The sequence below is a fragment of the Micromonospora echinofusca genome, assembly GCF_900091445.1.
GTDB classification, from domain to species: domain Bacteria; phylum Actinomycetota; class Actinomycetes; order Mycobacteriales; family Micromonosporaceae; genus Micromonospora; species Micromonospora echinofusca.
The window spans coordinates 3,073,266-3,093,281 of the sequence record NZ_LT607733.1; the positions used below are offsets into that span (position 1 = coordinate 3,073,266).

The 20,016-nt window shown below is 72.0% G+C and carries 21 protein-coding genes and 1 pseudogene; 12 read left to right on the forward strand and 10 right to left on the reverse strand.

What is annotated here, in order from left to right; all coding sequences use genetic code 11:
* Positions 1-7: 7 nt before the first annotated feature.
* From GA0070610_RS13490 to GA0070610_RS13515, 6 genes are all read right to left on the reverse strand, one after another.
* Entirely contained in the window at positions 8-1,645 is a 1,638-nt protein-coding gene (locus GA0070610_RS13490; protein ID WP_089000368.1) for an ABC-F family ATP-binding cassette domain-containing protein, read from the reverse strand.
* Positions 1,646-1,921: 276 nt separating this feature from the next.
* On the reverse strand, positions 1,922-2,353 hold the full coding sequence (locus tag GA0070610_RS13495; RefSeq protein WP_089000369.1) for an Hsp20/alpha crystallin family protein: 432 nt from the start codon (positions 2,351-2,353) through the stop codon (positions 1,922-1,924).
* 97 nt (positions 2,354-2,450) lie between these two features.
* The gene (locus GA0070610_RS13500; RefSeq protein WP_231926105.1) at positions 2,451-2,912 is read right to left on the reverse strand and encodes a GNAT family N-acetyltransferase; all 462 of its coding nucleotides are present in this window, start codon (positions 2,910-2,912) and stop codon (positions 2,451-2,453) included.
* 25 nt (positions 2,913-2,937) lie between these two features.
* Positions 2,938-3,456, reverse strand: a complete 519-nt coding sequence (locus GA0070610_RS13505) for a DUF2087 domain-containing protein (protein ID WP_089003475.1) — start codon at positions 3,454-3,456, stop codon at positions 2,938-2,940.
* A gap of 61 nt (positions 3,457-3,517) precedes the next feature.
* A complete protein-coding gene (locus GA0070610_RS13510; protein ID WP_089000370.1) occupies positions 3,518-4,150 on the reverse strand; it encodes a response regulator in 633 nt (210 codons plus the stop codon).
* Positions 4,147-5,349: a sensor histidine kinase gene (locus GA0070610_RS13515; protein ID WP_089000371.1), complete on the reverse strand. Its 1,203-nt coding sequence runs from the start codon at positions 5,347-5,349 to the stop codon at positions 4,147-4,149. Before GA0070610_RS13515 ends, GA0070610_RS13510 begins: the two co-directional genes overlap by 4 nt.
* Positions 5,350-5,601: 252 nt before the next feature.
* On the opposite strand from GA0070610_RS13515, the gene GA0070610_RS13520 reads away from it, so the two are divergent.
* The 3 genes from GA0070610_RS13520 to GA0070610_RS13530 all read left to right on the forward strand — a co-directional run bounded on the left by GA0070610_RS13520 (position 5,602) and on the right by GA0070610_RS13530 (position 8,875).
* Positions 5,602-6,600, forward strand: coding sequence for an ABC transporter permease (locus GA0070610_RS13520; RefSeq protein ID WP_231926193.1), 999 nt, complete (start codon positions 5,602-5,604; stop codon positions 6,598-6,600).
* Positions 6,597-7,313 (forward strand): ABC transporter ATP-binding protein, encoded by a 717-nt coding sequence (locus GA0070610_RS13525; protein ID WP_089000373.1) that lies wholly within the window; start codon positions 6,597-6,599, stop codon positions 7,311-7,313. The genes GA0070610_RS13520 and GA0070610_RS13525 overlap by 4 nt, the downstream gene beginning before the upstream one ends.
* A gap of 101 nt (positions 7,314-7,414) precedes the next feature.
* Positions 7,415-8,875, forward strand: a complete 1,461-nt coding sequence (locus GA0070610_RS13530; protein WP_089000374.1) for a hypothetical protein — start codon at positions 7,415-7,417, stop codon at positions 8,873-8,875.
* 44 nt (positions 8,876-8,919) lie between these two features.
* Here the strand turns inward: GA0070610_RS13530 and GA0070610_RS13535 are convergent, their stop codons facing one another.
* Complete coding sequence (locus GA0070610_RS13535; protein WP_089003476.1) at positions 8,920-9,684, reverse strand: MBL fold metallo-hydrolase; 765 nt, start codon at positions 9,682-9,684, stop codon at positions 8,920-8,922.
* 86 nt (positions 9,685-9,770) lie between these two features.
* On the opposite strand from GA0070610_RS13535, the gene GA0070610_RS13540 reads away from it, so the two are divergent.
* The 3 genes from GA0070610_RS13540 to GA0070610_RS32085 all read left to right on the forward strand — a co-directional run bounded on the left by GA0070610_RS13540 (position 9,771) and on the right by GA0070610_RS32085 (position 12,408).
* On the forward strand, positions 9,771-10,385 hold the full coding sequence (locus tag GA0070610_RS13540) for an ABATE domain-containing protein (RefSeq protein ID WP_231926106.1): 615 nt from the start codon (positions 9,771-9,773) through the stop codon (positions 10,383-10,385).
* A gap of 143 nt (positions 10,386-10,528) precedes the next feature.
* Positions 10,529-11,389: a DUF4158 domain-containing protein gene (locus tag GA0070610_RS32080; protein WP_197697844.1), complete on the forward strand. Its 861-nt coding sequence runs from the start codon at positions 10,529-10,531 to the stop codon at positions 11,387-11,389.
* A complete protein-coding gene (locus GA0070610_RS32085; protein ID WP_197697845.1) occupies positions 11,386-12,408 on the forward strand; it encodes a Tn3 family transposase in 1,023 nt (340 codons plus the stop codon). The genes GA0070610_RS32080 and GA0070610_RS32085 overlap by 4 nt, the downstream gene beginning before the upstream one ends.
* A gap of 154 nt (positions 12,409-12,562) precedes the next feature.
* On the opposite strand, the gene GA0070610_RS30525 is transcribed toward GA0070610_RS32085, so the two are convergent.
* Positions 12,563-12,838: a hypothetical protein gene (locus GA0070610_RS30525; protein ID WP_157747149.1), complete on the reverse strand. Its 276-nt coding sequence runs from the start codon at positions 12,836-12,838 to the stop codon at positions 12,563-12,565.
* 31 nt (positions 12,839-12,869) lie between these two features.
* On the opposite strand from GA0070610_RS30525, the gene GA0070610_RS13550 reads away from it, so the two are divergent.
* From GA0070610_RS13550 to GA0070610_RS13565, 4 genes are all read left to right on the forward strand, one after another.
* Complete coding sequence (locus GA0070610_RS13550; RefSeq protein ID WP_157747150.1) at positions 12,870-13,256, forward strand: peptidase inhibitor family I36 protein; 387 nt, start codon at positions 12,870-12,872, stop codon at positions 13,254-13,256.
* 93 nt (positions 13,257-13,349) lie between these two features.
* Positions 13,350-14,027, forward strand: a complete 678-nt coding sequence (locus GA0070610_RS13555) for an ABC transporter ATP-binding protein (protein WP_089003477.1) — start codon at positions 13,350-13,352, stop codon at positions 14,025-14,027.
* Positions 14,024-16,318, forward strand: coding sequence for an FtsX-like permease family protein (locus GA0070610_RS13560; protein WP_089000377.1), 2,295 nt, complete (start codon positions 14,024-14,026; stop codon positions 16,316-16,318). The genes GA0070610_RS13555 and GA0070610_RS13560 overlap by 4 nt, the downstream gene beginning before the upstream one ends.
* Before the next feature lie 221 nt (positions 16,319-16,539).
* Positions 16,540-17,178 (forward strand): recombinase family protein, encoded by a 639-nt coding sequence (locus tag GA0070610_RS13565; protein WP_089000378.1) that lies wholly within the window; start codon positions 16,540-16,542, stop codon positions 17,176-17,178.
* A gap of 33 nt (positions 17,179-17,211) precedes the next feature.
* On the opposite strand, the pseudogene GA0070610_RS30530 reads toward GA0070610_RS13565, so the two are convergent.
* Both GA0070610_RS30530 and GA0070610_RS13575 read right to left on the reverse strand, forming a co-directional pair.
* Positions 17,212-17,400 (reverse strand): annotated as a pseudogene (locus GA0070610_RS30530) (Tn3 family transposase); the annotation flags it as partial.
* Positions 17,401-17,780: 380 nt separating this feature from the next.
* Positions 17,781-18,278 carry an endonuclease domain-containing protein gene (locus GA0070610_RS13575; protein WP_157747151.1) on the reverse strand — a complete coding sequence of 166 codons (498 nt, stop codon included), beginning with the start codon at positions 18,276-18,278 and terminating at the stop codon, positions 17,781-17,783.
* Positions 18,279-18,501: 223 nt separating this feature from the next.
* Here GA0070610_RS13575 and GA0070610_RS13580 point away from each other — a divergent pair, with 223 nt between their 5' ends.
* Both GA0070610_RS13580 and GA0070610_RS13585 read left to right on the forward strand, forming a co-directional pair.
* Complete coding sequence (locus tag GA0070610_RS13580; RefSeq protein WP_089000381.1) at positions 18,502-18,831, forward strand: nucleoside triphosphate pyrophosphohydrolase family protein; 330 nt, start codon at positions 18,502-18,504, stop codon at positions 18,829-18,831.
* A 111-nt stretch (positions 18,832-18,942) separates the two neighbouring features.
* The gene (locus GA0070610_RS13585; protein ID WP_089000382.1) at positions 18,943-19,893 is read left to right on the forward strand and encodes a hypothetical protein; all 951 of its coding nucleotides are present in this window, start codon (positions 18,943-18,945) and stop codon (positions 19,891-19,893) included.
* Positions 19,894-20,016: the final 123 nt, after the last annotated feature.

Genomic DNA, 20,016 nt, shown 5'->3' on the forward strand with positions numbered 1-20,016 from the left:
GCGCGCCCTACGCGATCGTAGCCACCGCCGGTTGTTCGACGAGGCGCCGGTCGGTCAGCCGCCACCGCCGGTCGACCCCGACCGCCTCGGCGAACCAGGCGTCGTGGCTGACCATCACCAGGGTGCCCCGGTACTGCCGCAGCGCCTCCTCCACCACGTCGAGGGCGTCGAAGTCGAGGTAGTTCGTCGGCTCGTCGAGCAGCAGCACCTCGGCCGGGCTGTTCACCAGCACCGCGAGCAGCAGTCGACGCAGCTCACCGGCGGAGAGCACCCGCAGCGGCGCGTCCCACTGCTCCGGGCCGAACAGGTGGGCGTCGAGCAGCCGTTCGGCGTCGTCGACGTACACCGGCACCCGGGAGCGGAAGAAGTCACGCACGCTGACGTCGGTACGCAGCGCGTCGTGGGTCTGCGGCAGCACGGCGACCGGTCCGGCGGCGACGACCTCGCCCCCGGCGGGGTGGTCCTCGCCCGCGAGGACCCGCAGCAGGCTGGTCTTTCCGGTGCCGTTCGCGCCGGTGAGCAGGATCCGCTCGCCCGCGCGGACGCTCACATCGACGCGGTCGAGCAGCACCCGGTCGGCCACGCGCAGCGTCAGGCCCCGCGAGCGCAGCACCTCGCGCCCGCCGGTGGACTCCTGCGGAAACGCCAGCGTCAGCGGCGGGCGGGTGCGGGGCTCGGCGAGCCAGCGGATCGAGTCCATCTGCCGGCGCAGCCGCCGCTCGCGGGCCTTGGCCTTCTTCGCCACCTTCTTGGCATAGCGGCGCTGCTGGTCGGCGCCGAGGCCGCTGCGCACGGACTCCTCGACCCCGCGGGCCTGTTGCTTGGTGCGGTCGATGTCGGCCAGCCAGCGCCGGTGGTCCTTCTGCTGGGCCTCGTAGTCCAGCAGTAGCCGCTGCCAGCGGCGGGTCTTCTCCGCCCGGTAGTCGGTGTAGCCGCCGGTGTAGGTCTGCGGCGTCTCGTGGATGCCGTCCAGCTCGACGATCCGGGTCACCGTACGGTCCAGCAACGCCCGGTCGTGGCTGACGAGCAGCACCGCGCCGGGAAAGGCCGCCAGCCAGTCGCCGAGCCAGCCGATGCCGTCGGCGTCGAGGTGGTTGGTCGGCTCGTCGAGCACCAGCAGGTCCGGGGCGTGCAGCAGCACCCGGGCGAGGGTGAGCCGGGCCTGCTCGCCCCCGCTGATGCGGCGCAGCGGGGTGTCGTCGTGCAGGTGGTCGATGTCGAGTCGCTGGCGGACCTCCGTCAGCCGGGCCTGCGCCCGCCAGCCGTCGAGCGTCGCCCACCGCTCCTGCGCGTCGCCGTACGCGGCGAGCACCGTGTCGTCGCCGTCGGCCATCCGCCGTTCCAGCTCACGCAGCCGCGCGGCCAGCGGATGCAGCTCGCCGAGACCGGCGACGAGGAACTGCCCGACGGTGGCGTCCGGGTCCGGCACCTGCTGGGCGAAGTAGCCGACCCGTAGGCCGGGGGCCAGGGCCACGTGCCCGCCGGACGGCGGCTCCTCGCCGATGAGCACCCGCAACAGGGTGGACTTGCCCACCCCGTTCGGGCCCACGAGACCGACCCGGTCGCCGGCGTTGAGGACCAGCTCGACGTCGGTGAACAGCGGCTCGGTGTCGTAGTGCTTGCTGACGGACACGACCTTCAACATGGGTGATCCTCCGCGGGACGACGGGCGGGGCCGTCGACGCCCGGGTGGGCGGACGGCCGGGGCCGGCGGCGGCGGGGCGCTGCCCTGCCGCGTCCTGCGGGATCACATCGTCGGTCGGCTCCTGGCGGCTCGGCTGCACGATCGTCGTCGAGTCTGGCACGGGCCCCGGACGCCCGCCATCGGTTTACCGCCGTCGCGCACTCGTCGCCTGCCGCAGCGGAAACACGACGGGGGCGGGTGGCCGCACCGGCCGTCCCGCCCCCGTCCCGCCCGGGATCAGGCGTTGATCTCCTTGCGGCCGTTGCCGTTGGCGGTGGCCGTCACGGTCACCCGGCGGGGCTTCGCCCGCTCCGCGACGGGGATCCGCAGGGTCAGCACACCGTTGTCGTAGCCGGCCTCCAGCTTGTCGGTGTCGAGGGTGTCGCCGAGGAACAGCCGCCGGGTGAAGGTGCCCATCGGGCGTTCGGCGGCGACGAGCTCGACGTTCTCGCCGGCCGGCCGGCGACGCTCGGCGCGTACGGTCAGCACGTTGCGCTCGACGGTGCAGTCGATGCTGTCCGGGTCGACGCCGGGCAGGTCGAACGCCGCGTAGAACCAGTCGCCGTCGCGGTAGGCGTCCAGGGGCATGACCGCGGGGCGCGCGGCGGTGCCGAAGAACTGCTCGGTGATCCGGTCGATCTCACGGAACGGGTCGGTACGCATCAGCATGGTCCTGCCTCCTCGGTTCTCCTGGCCGAAGGTCCGTCTAGTTGAGCCGAGTCGACTCAACTTCCTCTTCAGTATTTAGCGCGTCGCGGCCGTGTCGTCAACTCAGCAGCTTCTCGAACCAGTGCTCGGCGTAGACGCCGTCGTTGTACGCCGGGATCTCCCGGTAACCGTGTCGGGCGTACAGGGCGCGGGCCTCCACCAGGTCGCCCCGGGTGTCCAGGCGGATCCGGTCGGCCCCGGCGGCCCGGGCCAGCGACGCCACGGCGGCGAGCAGTGCCGCCCCGCCCCCGTGACCGCGGTGCGCGGGCCGCACGTACACCCGGGTCAGCTCCGCCCAGCCCGGCCGGAACCGCAGCCCGGCGCAGCCGGCGGGAGCGCCGTCGCGGTACGCGACGAGCAGGATCCCCGTCGGTGCGGCCAGGTCGTCGCTCGGGTCCTCGGCCATCGCCGCCGCGACCTCGCCCGGCCTGGCCGGACGGCCGTGGTAGCGGCGGACCATCTCCTCGAAGTACGCCTCGAGCAGGGCCCTGGCCTCGGGTCGGTCGGGACGCGTCGGCACCGACGCCCAGTCTGTCGTGGTCACCTCAACCGCCGATGCGCCAGTAGACGCCCCGCTCCCGGGCCAGCAACTGCTCGTCGATCAGGTACCGGCGCAGCGTCACGTGGTCGGAGCCGCCGCCCTCGCACCAGCGCCGCAGCACCTCGTCCACCTCGCGCTCCGGGTAGCGCACCCCGGGCTCGAAGGACCTCGCCAGGTGCGCCAGCACCACCCGCCGCCGGCCGCGCTGCGCCGGCAGACCGGTCAGCGTGTCGCCGCGCACGAAGGTGCGCAGCATCCGGTCCGTGGGATCGTCGGCCGGTCGGGGCGCCGACGGCGTACGGGCCGCCTCCCGCAGCCGGTCGGCGTCCACCCGCAGGTCGCCGTCGCCGCCGGTCACCAGGCCCGCGTCGACGAGCCGACGGATCGCGGTGAGCACCTGCCGCGCCGGCAGACCCGTCCGGTCGACCACCGCCGGGGCGTCGACGCCGCCCAACACGATCGCCGCGAACACCCGTCGCCGTACGTCGTCGGCGAGTGCTCCCGCCAGAGCCTGCGCTGTCATGCCGGCCACCCTGCCAGCCGGCGTACGCGCACCGCACGTCATTTCCGCCCGCGCGGCCCGGTCACCGACGGATCAGCCCACGGGCCCGGGCGACGGCGACGGCGGCGGTACGCGAGTCGACGCCCAGCTTGCCGTAGACGTGCACCAGGTGCGTCTTGACCGTGGCCTGGCTCAGGTGCAGCCGCCGGCTGATCTGCTGGTTGGACAGGCCGTCGGCGACGAGTTGCAGCACCTCCGTCTCGCGGCGGCTCAACGCGGTGCCGGGGGCACGCACCCGACCCATCAGGCGACGGGCGACGGCAGGGGCGAGGGCGGAACGGCCGGCGGCGGCGGCGCGCACGGCCGCGGCGAGTTCCTCGGGCGGGGCGTCCTTGAGCAGGTAACCGATCGCACCGGCCTCCACGGCGGCGAGGATGTCGGCATCGGTGTCGTAGGTGGTCAGCACCAGCACGACAGGGCCGCCGGGGCGGGCGGTGATGGCGGCGGTCGCCTCGGCGCCGTCCATCCCCGCGCCGAAGCGCAGATCCATGAGCACCACGTCGACCCGCTCCCCCTCGGCGAGCGCGACGGCCCGCTCCGCGGTCGCGGCCTCGGCGACCACCTCGAAGTCCGGCTCGGTGGCCAGGACGGCGCGCAGCCCGGCACGCACGACCGGATGGTCGTCGGCCAGCAACAGGCGGATCCGACCGCTCACGAACCCGCCGCCTCGGTGCCCGCACGCGCGAGGCCGACGGCCAGCCGGGCACCGCACCCGGGCGCCGACTCCACGACCAGACTGCCGCCCAGTTCCTCGGCCCGGGCCCGCATCGCGGCCAGCCCGAACCCGCCGTCGCCGCCCGGCCGGTAGACGGCCGCGCCCACGTCGAAGCCGCACCCGTCGTCGACCACGTCGAGGACGACGTCGCTCCCGCCGTAGCGCAGCGTCACGTCGGCGCGCCTCGCCCCGGCATGGCGCACGGTGTTGGCCAACGCGGACTGCGCGATCCGCAGCAGCGCCACCTCGTGGCCGGTCGGCAGACGCACCGGCGTCCCGTCGACACGCAGACGTACGGCCAGCCCGGACGCGGCGGCGGTCGCGTCGCACAGTCGCCGCAGCGCCGCCGGCAGCGAAGCGCCGTCGAGACCCGGAGGGGCCAGGGCGCGCACGAACCGGCGCGCCTCGACCAGGTTGTCCTGCGCCGTGCGGCGGGCCTGCTCGACGTGGCCCGCCGCCACGTCGAGCCGGTCGGGGAACCCGCGCTGGGCGGCACGCAGCAGCAGTTGGATGCTCGACAACCCCTGGGCGAGGGTGTCGTGGATCTCGCGGGCCAGGCGTTCACGCTCGGCGAGGACCCCGGCGGCGTGCTCGGCGGCGGCCAGCTCGGTGCGGGTGGCCCTCAGCTGCTCGATCAGCCGCCGCCGGCGCTCGCTCTCCCGGTACAACGCCTGGTAGCCGAGGACCGTGCCCACCGACACCGCGGCGCCGATGGCCGGACCGATCACCGCGCCCGGCGTGAGCGCCCCCTGGTGGCCGGCGACACCGGCGACCGCCGCCACGGTCGTCGCCGCCACCGCCACGATCCCCCAGCGCACGGGCAGCAGGTGCAGGTGCAGCAGGAACAGCGGGAACGCGAACCACACCCCGTCCGGGGTCAGGGCCAGCAGCACCAGCCACCCGCCGGTCAGCACCGCCAGCCAGGCCAGCGCGGCAGGTCGGGACCGGCGCACCAGCGGCAGCGCCGCCCCGACGGCGTAGACGACGGCCAGCGCCACGGCTGCGGCGAGCACGGCGGCACGCCGCGGGCCCGGCCCGGTGACGGCCCGCACGGCGGCCACCGCGAGAAGGAGCCCGACCAGCAGGTGCAGGCAGACGCGCAGCACCCGCAGCGGCCGAGCGAGCGATTCCGGGTTCACGATGCCTCCAGGCTAGGACGCCGACGGCCGCCGCCATCAACCAAAAGGTTGATCCCGACGTACGCAGTTCGACGCCCCGAACCCGATCGGCGGCGCGATGGCGCCGGCCGCCATCCGGACGACGGTTGGTGCCGGGCCGCCACCGCGGCTTCAGGCCCCTACCGGAAGGCTGATGCGATCGTGTTCGTCGCGTGGAGAGATCTACGGTTCGCCAAGGGCCGCTTCGCCCTGATGGGAACGGTCGTGACGCTGATGACGCTGCTGGTGGTCCTGCTGTCCGGGCTGACCGCCGGCCTGGGACGCGGCAGCACCTCGGCGATCACCGACCTGCCCGCCGACCACCTGGTGTTCTCCGCCCCGGCCGACGGGCAGAAGCTCTCGTTCACCGAGTCCACCGTCAGCCGCGAGCAGTGGCTGCGCTGGCAGGACGTGCCGGGGGTGAGCGCCGCCGCGCCACTCGGCATCGCCACCACCCGCGTCGACGCGGGCGAGCGCAGCGCCGCGCTGTCCGTGTTCGGCGTCCCGCCCGGCTCGGGCCTGGCACCCGCCACCCTCGCCACCGGACGAGCCGTGCTGTCGCGCGGCGCGGCCGACGCGCTGCACGCCCGCCCCGGACAGATCGTGTCCGTCGGCGCGCACCGGCTGACCGTCGCCGCGGTAACCGGCGACGCCTCTCACAGCCACACCCCGGTGATCTGGACCGACCTGCGCGACTGGCAGGCCCTGGCGCCCGGCGCCGACGGCGACGCCGCGACGGTCGTCGCGCTGCGCACCACCGACGACGCCGACCTGGCCGCCGCCGACCGACAGCTGCACACCCGTACGGTCACCCGCACGAAGGCGCTGTCCGCGATCGGCTCCTACACCGCCGAGAACGGGTCGCTGCAACTGATGCGCGGGATGCTGTTCGGGATCTCCGCCCTGGTCGTCGGCGCGTTCTTCACCGTGTGGACCATCCAGCGCGCCCCCGACGTCGCCGTACTGAAGGCGCTCGGCGCCACCACCGGCCACCTGCTGCGCGACGCCCTCGGGCAGGCCCTGGTGCTGCTGCTGGCCGGCACCGCCGCCGGCACCGCGCTCGCGGTCGCGCTCGGCGCCGCGGCGGCCGGCACGGTGCCGTTCGCGCTCACCGCCGGATCGGTGCTGTTCCCGGCCGCCGTGACGATCGCGCTCGGCGCGGCCGGCGCCGCCCTGTCCATCCGCCGCATCACCTCCGTCGACCCGCTGATCGCCCTGGGGAGCGCCCGATGAGCCTCGCACTCGCCGACGTCACGCTGACCTACCCCGACGGCGACGCCCGGCTGACCGCGCTCGACCGGGTCAGCCTGCGCGTGCCGGCGGGCACCACCACCGCCGTCATCGGCCCCTCCGGCTCCGGCAAGTCGAGCCTGCTGGCGGTGGCCGCCACCCTGATCACCCCCGACTCGGGAACGGTGCTCGTCGCCGGCACCGACACCGCGGGGCTCGGCCGCGCGGGCACGACGGCGCTGCGGCGGGAGAAAATCGGAATCGTCTTCCAGCAACCCAACCTCATCGCCTCGCTGACCGCCGCCGAACAGTTGCAGGTGATCGCCCACCTCGCTGGCGGTTCCCGCCGCGCCGGGCGCACCCGCGCCGCGGAGCTGCTGGCGGCGGTGGGGCTCACCGGCCAGGCCGACCGTCGCCCACACCAGCTCTCCGGAGGGCAGCGCCAACGGGTCAACATCGCCCGCGCCCTCATGAACGACCCGGCGGTGCTGCTGGTCGACGAACCCACCAGCGCGCTGGACCACGAGCGCGGCGCGGCGATCGTCGAGCTGGTCACCGACCTCACCCGCCAGCGCGGCACCGCCACCGTCCTGGTCACCCACGACCGGGAGCACCTGCACCGCGTCGACGCGGTCGCCGAGATGATCGACGGCCGGCTACGCCTGCCGACCCCGGAGCGCCGGGCCGCGTTCCTTGGTGACCCGCATCCGGCCTGAACGCCCGGGCGGCGGCCGCCCCGCAGCTCCGGCGCTGCACGACGACCCCCGGTGCGGCAGAGTGACACCGACGGCCGGCGAGCGAGGAAGGGCGGTTGCGCGTGGAGGGTCCGACCGGGGTGGTGTTCCCGAAGAGCGACGCGGGACGCAGTACGTCCGCGCTCGGCCGGGCGGTCGTCGCCGACGCCCTGCGCGCCGTCGACCCGGTCGGCGCGCGCTCGGCGGAGCACGAGACGAACTGGCGCCACGGCTACCTCGGGCACTTCAGACGGCTCGTCGAAGCCGGGCTGCTCTCCCGCGACGCCGCGGTGACGATCGCCCGCGACGGGCTCGCCGCACTGCACCGCCGGATGGCCGTGGTGCACCCCGACGGCACCGAGACCGGCCTCGGCGAGGTGTTCGACGCGCCCACCGGGGCCGAGCCGCTGCGCACGGCCACCGTCGCCGGCACCGGCGAGGTCGAGCGCGAGTTGTCCCTGCCGTACCGGGGCCGGCGGCTGCGCGGCGACGAACTGCGCCGCCGGCTCGACGCGTGGGTGGGCGCCGGCGTCGTCGAACCGTCCTGCGCCGAGGCGGTACGCGCCGTCATGGCCAACCCGGACTGGCTCGACCTGCGCGACCAGCGCGTCGTGGTGCTCGGCGCGGGCGCGGAGATGGGCCCGCTGCCGTCCGTGCTGCGCTGGGGCGGCGACGTCGTCGCGGTCGACCTGCCGCGCCCGGAGATCTGGCGGCGCCTGCTGGACACGACGCGCCGTGGCGGGGGCCGGCTGCACCTTCCCGTCCCCGCCGGCACCGACCCCGACGCCGGCACGCTGGTCGAGCACGCCGGCGCCGACCTGCTGCACCACCTTCCGCAGGTCACCGACTGGCTGCTCGGCGTCGACGGCCGGCTCGTGCTGGGCAACTACGTCTACGCCGACGGCGCGACCAACGTCCGCCTCGCCACGGCCGTCGACGCCCTCACCCTGCGGCTACAGCAGCGCCGCGACGACGTGGCGCTGGCATTCCTGGCCACCCCCACCGACGTCTTCGCCGTCCCCGGCGACGCCGTGCGCCACGCCGAACGCGGCTACGCGGCGCGCGGTGTCGTCCGCCGGTCGCTGCGGGTCGCCTCCGGCGGCAGGCTCCTGCACCGCAACTACCCGCCGGGCGCCGACCCCGGGATCAACGACAGCCTCGTGCCCCAGCAGGGCCCCAACTACGCGCTGGCGAAACGCCTTCAGCGGTGGCGGGCCACGGTGGCCCGCGACGCCGGGGCGACCGTGTCGTTCACCGTCGCCCCGCCCACCCGCACCCGCTCGGTGCTGCGCAACCGCGCGCTGGCCGCCGCGTACGCCGGCGCACACCGCTTCGGCATCGAGGTGTTCGACCCGGCGACCAGCAACACGCTGATGGCCGCGCTGCTGGTGCACCACCTGCGTACGGGCGGCCCGGCGATGGCGCATCCCTGGCAGGACGAGGCGTACGGCGCGGCGCACGGCGGACTGTGGCGGGTGCCGTACGCTCCGCGCAGCGCCCTGGGCCTCGCCGTCCTGCTCGGCCTCGGCGGCGCGCGGACCTGACCCGCCCCGGGCCGTCCTCCGAGCGACGCCGGCGGCCCCTCAGCTCAGCCGAGCTGAAGACGGTCGGCCAGGCCGGCCCGGGTGAACGCGTCGACCACGTCGTCGCGCCCCTCGGTGAAGTGGGCCCAGCTGTCCACGTGCACGGGCACGACCCGCCGCGCGCCCAGGATGCGGGCGGCCTCGGCGGCCTGGGCGCTGTCGAGGGTGAGCAGCGCGCCGTCGAACATGGGGGTACGCACGGCCCCGGCGAACAGCACGGCGGTGTCGACCGGCCCGAAGCGCTCGGCGATCTGCCGGACCAGATCCAGCGAGGCGTTGTCGCCGCTGACGTAGACCGTGGGCAGGTCGGCGGCGGTCAGGACGAACCCGACGACCTCACCGGTGAGCGGCTCGCAGCCCTCCGGGCCGTGCCGGGCGGGCACGCCCGTCACGGTCACGGTCCCACCGCCGGGGCGGTCCAGCTCGACGGACTCCCACGCCGCCAGGCCCCGGGCGGTGCCGCCGAGGCGACCCGCCCCGCTGGGGGTCGTGACGGTCAGGGCCACGTCGGCCAGCAGGGCACGACCGGCGTGGTCGAGGTTGTCGGGGTGCTGGTCGTGGGAGAGCAGCACCCCGTCGACGGGTCCGAGATCGGCCGGGCCGGCGGTGGCGGGGGCCGTCTTGGTGAGGACCATGCCGGGGCCCAGGGGATAGTCGCCGGGGGCGTCGAAGGTCGGGTCGGTCAGGAACCTGAGCCCGCCGTACTCGATGAGGGTGGTCGGGCCGCCGAAGACGCGGACGGGGACGGTCGTCGTGCTGGTGTCGGTCACCACGGTTCCTCACGGTTGGGGAATGCCTTATCCGTGAGGAACCGTAATCGGCTCTCACGGATAAACGCAAGATGTACCATGAGAACGTGACGGAGTCCGCGACCACCGAGGCCATCGGCCCCGCCGCGCTGCTACCGGCGCCGGGCGCGGAGCGGCACGTCGCGCTGGACTTCGCCAACAGCGCCCCGACGCTGCCCGGTGGCCAGTCCCTGGATCTCCTCGGCACCCCCGAAGCCGCCGCGCGGTGGCTGGCCGAACGTCACCTCGCCCCGCCCGAAGCGGAGCTGCGGGAGGTGTGCGCGCAGCGGTTGCGCGCGCTGCGCGATCAGATCCGAGCCCTGATCGCCTCCCGGATCGACGCGCGACCCGCCCCCGCCGGCGCCCTGCGTGCGGTCAACGACGCCCTGACCACCGCTCCCGCCGCCGAGTTGCTGCACTGGGATGAGGCACGCGGCCTGCACCGCGCCCCGGCGCACCCCGTCACGCAGATCGTCGACCACGCCATGGCGGTCCTGGCGGCCGACGCGGCCGACCTGCTCAGCGGCCCCCACGCCGACCGCCTCGCCGCCTGCGGCTCCGCCCCCTGCACCCGCTACCTGCTGCGCACCCACGCCCGCCGGCACTGGTGCTCGGTCCGCTGCGGCGATCGCGCCCGCGCGGCCCGCGCCTACGCCCGCCGCACCCGCACCGAGGCGCCCTGACCCGGGCGGCTCTTCGGCAGGCCCCCACCGCTCATCGCCGGCCCCGGTGACGCCGACGAGGCCCTTGAGGACCATTGGCGCTGGATCCGGCGCTAAGGCTCGGGTCTGTTGATGGCGGTGGGTGTGCCGTACGTTGATCGGTCGTGCCGAGCAGATTCTTAACTGATGACCAAATCGCGCAGTTCGGCCGGTTCGCGGCTGCGCCGCCTGGTCAGGAGGCGTTGGAGCGGTTCTTCTTCCTCGACGACGCTGACCGGGAGTTGGTGGTGACCCGTCGTGGCGCTCACAACCGGTTGGGGTTCGCGTCGCAGTTGGTGACGGTCCGGTTCCTGGGGGCGTTCCTGTCGGATCCGTTGGATGTGCCGCTGGTGGTGCTGGACTACGTCGCAGCGCAGGTCGGTGTGGGTGACCCGTCGTGTGTGAAGCGGTACACGGAGCGGGAGAAGACCCGGCTGGAGCATCAGTGGGAGATCGCGCAGGTGGACGGCTTTGTGTCGTTCGCCTCGGCGCAGGAGTCGCTGGTGCAGTGGCTGGATCGGCGGTCGTGGACGACGGGCGACGGCCCGAAGGCGTTGTTCTTCGCGGCGGTGGCCTGGCTGCGTGAGCGGAAGGTGCTGCTGCCGGCGGTGACGCCGCTTATGAGGTTGGTGGCCGAGGTCCGGCAGGCGGCGGAGACGCGGTTGTTCGACCAACTGGCGGGGGCGGTGTCGGCTGAGCAGGCAAGGCTGTTGGAGTCGGTGTTGCAGGTGCCGGAGGGTCAGCGGCGCTCGCAGTTGGACCTGTGGCGCCGTGGTGAGCGGTCCACGACGGGCCGGGGCATGGTGGCGGCGTTGACGCGGGTGTCGTCGATCGCCGGGTTGGGGATGCGCCGTGTGGATGTGGCGGTGGTGCCGACCCGGCGGGTGATTGAGTTGGCCCGGCGGCGAAGGCACCGAAGCTGGCCCGGCATCCGTACCGGCGCAGGTTGGCGACGTTGTTGGCGACGGTGCGGTGGCTTGAGGTGACGGCCACCGACGACGCGTTGGAGTTGTTCGACGTGTTCATGTCGAACGAGTTGATCGGGCGGGCGTCGAAGGCAGCGAACAAGGAGAAGCTGCGTCGGCAGCCGGGGTACGCGCGGCACGCCGCGGACGCTCGGGCGAACCCGAAGTACTTCGCCCGCAGGCGGGGCGTGACCTGGCTGAACATGGTCTCGGATCAGGCGATCGGGTTGGCCGGCAAGGTGCTGTCCGGCACCCCGCGCGACACCCTGAACGTCGTCGACCTGGTCTACAACCCCGACGGCGGCCCGGGGCCGGAGGTGCTGATCACCGACGCCGGGTCGTACTCCGACGTGGTCTTCGGGATCGTCACCTTGCTGGGCTTCGACTACCGGCCGGTGCTCGCGGACCTACCGGATACGAAACTGTGGCGCGTCGATGCCCGCGCCGACTACGGCGTGCTGGACAAGACAGCGCGGGGCCGGGTCGACCTGGACAAGATCCGCCGGCACTGGCCGGACGTGTTGCGGGTGATCGCGTCGGTGCACACCCGGGAGATCTCCGCGCACGACGTGATCAGGGTGTTGCAGCACGACGGACGGCTCACCGACCTCGGCGAGGCGGTCGCGCACTACGGCCGGATCTTCAAGACCCTGCATGTGCTGACGTTCGCCGACGACCCGGACTACCGCCGGCACCTCAAGGGAATGCGCAACCTTCAGGAGGGCCGCCACAGCGTCGGCCGGCACGTCCTCCACGGCCGCAAGGGCGAGCTACACCAGGCGTACCACGCCGGGATGGAGGACCAGCTCGGCGCGCTCGGCCTGGTCCTGAACTGCATCACCCTGTGGAACACCCTCTACTTGAACCACGCCCTGGACGCGCTACGCAGCCAGGAGTACCCGGTGCTGGAGGCCGACGCCGTCCGCCTCTCGGCGTACCAGTACAAACACATCAACGTGCACGGCCACTACTCGTTCGCCCTGCCCGACCTGGACGGCGCCCGCCGGCCGCTGCGCGACCCCGACGCCTTCGAGGAGTAGCGCCTGACCGTCGCGCCGCGTTGACCGCGCCGCCGGCGCCGGCGCCGGCGAGCTACGTAAGCGGGTCGGTATGGCCCTCGCCGAAGCCGAGATGGGCTGAAGACGCAGCCGACCCGGCCCCGGGGAGCGAGGAAGAACGGAACGAAGATCGGCGCTAAGGCGGAAGCGCCACCGCGAGGCCGCGCAGGGGTGAAACTCCGTGCAGATCGCCCGGTGGCGACCGATGGCGCTGGCGGAAGTTGCGGGATCTGATTTCGGTTGCGGCCTTGCATGCCTGGAACATGTAGGAGTGTCCGCTGATAGGTGCAATATTTCCCGCGATTTCATTGATCAATTGAGCAACGTCGCCGGCCTCGAATTCACTTGACGTGAATAGGCATTGACGCTGCGTTGCCGCCTGGGTAGCGTCGTCGGGGTCGCTGACAATCACTGAAGTGAATGCCAAGACGAGGGAGAGTTGAGTGAGACGATCACTCTATTCTGTTGGTGCTGGTGTGGTGATGTCCCTGGCGTTGGCCGCTCCCGCCGCAGCGGCTCCGGTGCAGCCGTTCACCGAGACCACCGCCTGCGACAGCGGTCGTGTGTGCATGTGGGAGGACCCGTTCAAGGCTGGTAACCGGTACGTGCACTCCACGCAGACGACGTTCGAGATCCCCGGATGGGACGGCGACAACGAGATCAGTTCGGTCTGGAACCGCACTGGTCAGAAGCTGACGATTTTCGACAACGACGGTTACACCGGCACGCGAATCTGCCTGAACGCTGGCGAATATGTCGCGGAGTTGGGGCCGGAGCGCGCCTTCGACAATGAGGCGGAGAGTTACAAGCTCGCCAACAACTGTCTCTGATCGATCACAGCGACGCGCGGCGAGGGTGCTGGCCATAGATTCGTATGGCTGGCATCCTCGGCGTCGTGAGCAACTTCGGGGGTGGTCTTCAGGATGGGCATCGGTGTGGGTGCTGACGTCGTCTCGAGCGACGGCCTGACCTACACGGTCGGCCAGACGGTCGCCGTGCGCGAGGCCAGCGTATGTGTGGCAAGGGGCGAGGTCGTCGCGATCACGGGCCCGTCCGGCTCGGGCAAATCCACTCTGCTGTTCCTGCTCGCGGGAGTGTTGAGCCCGGACAAGGGGTCGGTGCATCTCAACGGCGTCGACCTCGGCGCGGTCAGTGACCGCGCACGAGCCGGTTTGCGGCTGCGCCAGTGCGGCTTCGTGATGCAGTTCGGGGACCTGATACCGGAGCTGACGCTGGCCGAGAATGTGGAGCTGCCGTTGCGCCTGACCGGCGTCTCCGCCCGCAAGGCCCGCGCGACCGCGGACGGACTGCTGGCTCGCCTCGGCCTCGACGGTGAGCGGAATCGCACGCCGTCGCGGGTATCCGGTGGGCAGGCCCAGCGGGCCGCCATCGCGCGGGCGCTCGTGCATCAGCCGAGTGTTGTCTTCGCTGACGAGCCGACCGGCGCGCTGGACTCCCACTCAGCCGCGCAGTCGCTGTCAGCGCTGCTCGACCTGGCTCGCGCTGGCGGCAGCGCTCTCATCCTGGTCACCCACGCCGCCGAGGTCGCCGCCACGGCAGACCGGGTCCTGACGATGCGAGATGGCGTGCTGCAGGCATGAGCTACCTCCCGTTCGTGCGGTTGGGGTTGCGGCTGTGCCGCGGCGGCGGCCCCGCTGGATTGGTCCGTCTGGTGCTGCAGGCAGCAGCGGTCGCCTTCGGCGCGTTCGTGCTCCTGGCCACCCTCGCCGCTCCAGGTGTCGCCGAGCGGCAGGACGGCCGCATCGGTGATCGAGAGCCCGTCCTGGCGGCATCAGCCGGCACGGCGGGGTGTTTCAAGCTACGCACCGTCGAGGACAACGTCGGCTCCCGCCCGTTACGCCGTGTCGCCGTGTGGAACGCCACCGCGCAGTCGCCTCGGCCGCCCGGCGTACTGGCTTGGCCAGCGGCCGGTGAGATCGTGGTGTCACCCGCCCTGGCAGAGCTCATCGGCGATGACGCGCGCGCTGCCGCGAGGTTCCCGCAGCGTGTCGTCGGCGTCGTTGGCCCCGCGGGCTTGGTTGCGCCGGACGAGCTGTTGGCCTACGTCGGCGTGCCCGCTGCCGAAGCGGATCGGGCGGGCGGCGCGCAGTGCGTCGAACGGATCGGTACGCAGATCAGGCATCGGGGTGCTTCATGGACTGGGGCTGTCGAGGAGGTGCTGCGGCCGGCTGTGCTCGTGCCGGTCGGCATGGCCGTGTTCGTTCTCATTCCTCTGGGCATCTTCCTGGCGGCGTCGGCACGGTTGTCGGCGGCCACCCGGGAACGGCGGCTGGCCGCTCTTCGCCTACTCGGGGCCGACGCCCGCCAGACGCAGGTTGTCAACGCCGTCGAGACCGGGGCGGTGGCGGCCGTCGGCGCCGCGATCGGGACCGCCGGCTGGCTGGCCGCCCGCGGTGGAACCGAACAGTTGAATCTTGGTCACCTGCACTGGTTCGCCGAAGACCTCGCGCTGTCGCCGTTCACTGTCGCGATGACCACAGTGGGGCTGCCGCTGTATGCCGTCGCCGTGGCCACCGGCGCGTTCGCCCGCCTGCGCGGCAATCCCCTCCACGCCTTCCGCAACGCGGCCAGTCGACGGCCGGCGCTGCTGCGGATTGCACCTATCACCTGCGGAGTCGCCCTCCTGGCCGGCGCTGCGGCACTGCCCGCGACAAGGGCCTACTGGGCGCTGTTGGCCTTCGCCGCCGGCCTCGTTCTGACAGCCGTGGGACTGCCGCTGGTCACGCCGCTGCTAGTGCAGACCATGTGGCAGCGCCTCAACCGGCGTCCCGGTCTCCCGCCGGCGCTGCGTATCGCCGGGCGGCGCGCCCTGGCCTCAGACGGCGCTGCGGCCCGCCTCGTCGCGACGGTAGGTGTCACCCTCTTCGCTGCGGGAATCGGCCTCGGCGCTGCGGAGCACGTCCGTCTCGCGGAGTCGTTGGCCACACCGTCCGCGCCAGCCCAGCTCAAGCTCACTCTCGATGGCGCCGTGAACCCCACCGTGCTCGACGCTCTGCGCGCCACCCCGGGCATACGCGGAGCCTCCCAGTACGAATACGCCTCGGCGGAACTGGGCGCTGAGCAGCGGGCCGACGTCATGATCGCCTCCTGCGCCGACGTCCGCGGACTGTTCGACGGCGCGGAAGCATGCAGTCCTGAGCGCGTCTACCGGTTGCACATCAACTCGCCCGACTTCGCCGGCGAGCCGCAACTCCCGGCCGGCACCACTCTGCGCCTGACGCCGGCCGCAGAAACCGACTGTCCCGCGGCGCGGACCGTCGTGGCGCCCGCCGACAAGCTTGAGCTGACCCCGAAGCTGTACGCCGACCGGCCGTACCAACTGCTCATCACCACCGCTGCGAACTGCACCGCAGCGCAGACCACCACCGTTCTCCTGCGCAACGAACCACCCGTCCTGGAACGGGCCCGCCAGATCCTCGCCACACAAGCTCCCGCATCCAACGTTCAAGGCTTCCTCGGCACCACGCAGGGCCTCGGAGGTGCCACCGTCACCGTGATCATCGGCGCGCTGATGGCTATCACCCTCCTGCTGTGCCTCGCCGCACTCGTCGTCGTCGCCGTCGACCGGCTGATCGAACGCCGCCGGCTCACTGCGGCCCTACGGGTCGTTGGAGTGCCCCGCCGGACAGAAGCCGCAGCCGACATGGCAGAAGTGGCCCTTCCGCTGGTCATCTCGGCAGGATTGGCGATGGCGGCGACCGCGGGTGCCGTCCATGTCGCCATCGACATCACCGGGGTCACCACGCGCCGGTTCGGGGAGGTCCTGCTCATACAGGTTGGACTCACCGCAACCGCCGTCGTGCTGCTCACCGCGGTCGTCTACGTCGGCACCCTGCTCAGAACCAGCAGCGAAGACCTGAGGCGCGAGTAACAGCGGGGAGCTCTTGGGAGCTGTCTCGATCCGGCGTTCCAGCGGCAGCCCGAGCGGCTGATGATGATGGAGCCACCGCGTCCCGTAAACGCTCCTTTCCGGGACGACCCATCGAGATCAACTCTGCGAGGCGTTCGCCCAGGACGGCGAGTCCCGAAACCCGTCCCAGAACCGGCGTGTCCAAGCCGGGATTACGGGACGTTTCCGGGACGATCGGCGACATGACCGAAGCCCCCGCCCGCGCCGCCGCCGCGCCGCCACGCCCGCACAACCGGATCCGCGTCGGCTACGCCCGGGTCAGCACCCGCGAGCAAGACCACGACTCTCAACTCGACGACCTCAACGCCGCACACTGCCGCGAGATCATCATCGAGACCGCGAGCACCCGCGGCGACCGCCCCAAACTGCGCGCCGCCCTGGACGCCCTGCGCCCCGGCGACACCCTCGTCATCCACCGCCCTGACCGGGTCGCCCGCTCCATGAAGGAACTGCTCGTCTTCCTCGAAGACGAACTCCACGCCCGCGACATCACCCTGGAAATCCTCACCGGCATCTGCGCCGGCGTGCACCGCCCCGGCGGCGCCACCCTCGCCGACCGGCTCCTGTTCGCCGTCGCCGCCCTCGCCGCCGAGATGGAACGCGAACTCATCCGCGACCGCACCCTCGACGGACTACGCGCCGCAGCCGCCGCCGGCCGACACGGCGGACGCCCCACCACCGTCACCGATGACATTCTCGCCATCGCCCGCGCCCGCCAGGCCCGCGGCGAATCCGTCACCACCATCGCCAGACACCTCAGCGTCGGCCGCTCCACCCTCTACCGGGCACTACAACCCCCCGACCAGGCGATTACGGCTTAGCGCCGGATCCACTGCCATTGGTCCCCCAGGGCCGAGTCCGAGCGCGCCGAGTTGGTCTTCCTGCCCGGTGCGGTACGCCTGGTGCAGCTCGCCCTTACGACCGTGGAAGATGTGCCGGGCCAGGTCGTGGCGGCCCTCGTTGAGGTTGCGCATGGCCTTCATCTCACGGCGGTAGGCGGGGTCGTCGACGAAGGTAAGCACGTGCAGGGTCTTGAAGACCTGATGCTCGAAGCGGTCGACGTCGTCCAGGAAAAAGAACCGCTCCAACACCGCCCGCTCCGGCGGCCCGGCGAACCGACCGTAAACGGCCTCCTCACCGGAGGTCAGAAAACTTCTCACGGCCGATCAACGACTACCACCATCGAGAGTTATCGCTCAACCTCGGCTTAGCGTGACTTTCCCGAACGTTGGTCCTCAAGCGCCTCGTGCTGGCCCGCGCGTTCTACCGCAACGCGCCGATCCTGGTCCTGGGCGAGGCCACGTCCGCGCTCGACTCCGAGGCGGAGGCCTCCTCGGCGACCGCTGACCAGCGGATTCACTGTCCTACGGCAGGCTTCAGGCGTATTCCGGCCGGCCCCCAGCAGGGCTCGACCGGCGCCAGATCACACTTCTGTCGCAGGTCTCGATTCCGACACGAGCGGTGCGTCCTCCCGTGCCAGGAGGTAGCGGGCGGCCGCCATCAGCGCCTCGGGCGAGTCCTGAAACGCGCCGAGGCCGATGTTGCACTCGCCGCAGAGCAGGCCACGCACCTGCCGCGAGTTGTGGCAATGGTCCACGACGAGGCGAAACGGTTCGGAGTTCGGTGTCCCGTCAAGTCGTGGCCGGCCTCTGGACCTGACCTTCAGTTCGCTCTCATGACGACCGCAGATGGCGCACCTGAACTCCTGAGCCACACGCCGCGCGTCGTACTCCTGCGGCCTGATCCGGTAGAAGGACCAGAGGTTGTCGGCTCGGATCTTGTCCGGATTGGCTCTGCGGTTCTTGTGGTTGTTGGCGCGGGCGTACTCGCGGCACGAGGCGCACGAGACCAACTCGCGGCCGGCCTTCATGAAGCTCTCGAGCGGTCGGGTCTTCTCGCATCGGTGACACACCTTGGACACGCCACAACAATACTCCATATTGTTGTTACCCAAGAACAGTCATTATGGTGTGCGGGCGATTCGCCCCTTTCGTCCGCACGTATTATCGGATTTTCGTTACCGGTAATTCCGTAATTTATCAGCAGGGCACCCCTCTCGTTCCGGGTGAGCTGAACCAGGCTTACCTCGGTCGTCGGGAGAGCCGGCGGGGCGAGTGGAAGATGCTCGTCCATACTGGTCCGCCATGGACCTGGACGAGTACCAGCGTGGGGCCCTCCGTACGGCCGCCCCACGTGACAGGAAGAACGAACTGCTCCACCTCGTGCTCGGACTGGTCGGCGAGTCCGGTGAGATCGCCGAGAAGTTCAAGAAGTGGGTCCGGGACCTCGACAGCGACGAGTCACGCATCGACCGGGCCGACATCGCCAAGGAACTCGGTGACGTCCTCTGGTACGTGGCGGTGCTCGCCGACTACCTCGATCTCACGTTGGACGACGTCGCGACCGCCAACCTGGCCAAGCTGGCCAGCCGCCAGGGCCGTGGCGTGCTGGGTGGCAGCGGCGACAACCGCTGAGCCCGGGATTGCCCGCGTAGGCAGTGGGTCGGCCGCAGGGCCTGGACCCGACCTGCGGCGGCCTGCTGGTCACCACGCCTGGTCGACGTACCGCCTGGCTACCATGCTGCCATGATCGAGGAACTGGTCCGGGCGGCCGGAGCCGGCGACGACGCCGCGCTCGAGGAACTGATCGAGATTGCCGCCACCGAGCCGACACGCCTCGTCGGACGCCTGAGCCAACTGCTCGACGCGGGCGTACTGTGGCCGCCGACCTTGTATCGCGGCGCGACCGGAGACGTGGTCCGCCGGATCGTCGACGACGTCGACGCCGGCCGCGCGCCGCACCGGCTCAACCACCTGCTGCTCATCCTCGCGCACGCCAGCGACCCGCACGCTGAGCAGGCCCTGCGGAGATGGCAGGAGCAGCCGCCGGCCGGTTCCGACAAACTGCACGTCGGGGCGCTGGCCTACGCCCACCAGGCCGGTTGGACGGTCGCTCCCGACGGCAGCCGCCGGGAGCTGTGCGCACCGACGGCGTACCGGTTGATTCCGAACGAGGTGCCAAGGCCGGCCGACGGCCCTGCCTGCCCGTGGTGCGCCTCCCCGCTGTGGACCATCGCCGACCTCGACACCGACACCCCCGAGGTGGGTAAGGTCCTGGCCCACACCGGCTGGGCCGGCCGGCTGAAGATCGTGACCTGCCACCTGTGCGCCTGTTACACGACGCTGTGCTGCAAGGTCACGCCCGACGGCGAGGCCGTCTGGTGGGCGGGAAACAGCCGCCAGGACTACGCGCCGGTCACCACCGAGCCGGAGGACCCGCCGGCCGTGCTTCCGGCCATCGGCTCCCGCCGGGCCTCACCGTTCGAGGCCAGCGCGTGGGACGAAGGCGGCTCCACCCTGGGCGGCCATCCCGACTGGATCCAGGACGCCGAGCACGTCGACTGCCCCGCCTGCCGGCAGCCGATGGACTATCTCGGCCTGGTCGGCGGGGCCGACGTGGACTTCGGTGAGGGCGCCTACTACCTGCACCTGCACGCGCCCTGCGGCTTCGCGGCGGTGAACTACCAGCAGAGCTGACCGCTGCGGCCCCCGAGCCCGAGCAGAAACCGTGGCCGCTTCGCGATCCCGACACCGCTGCGAGGTGACCGGCGGTCCACATGGTCGACGCGCCGTGTGGCCCGATCTGGGTTGCGGCCCGCG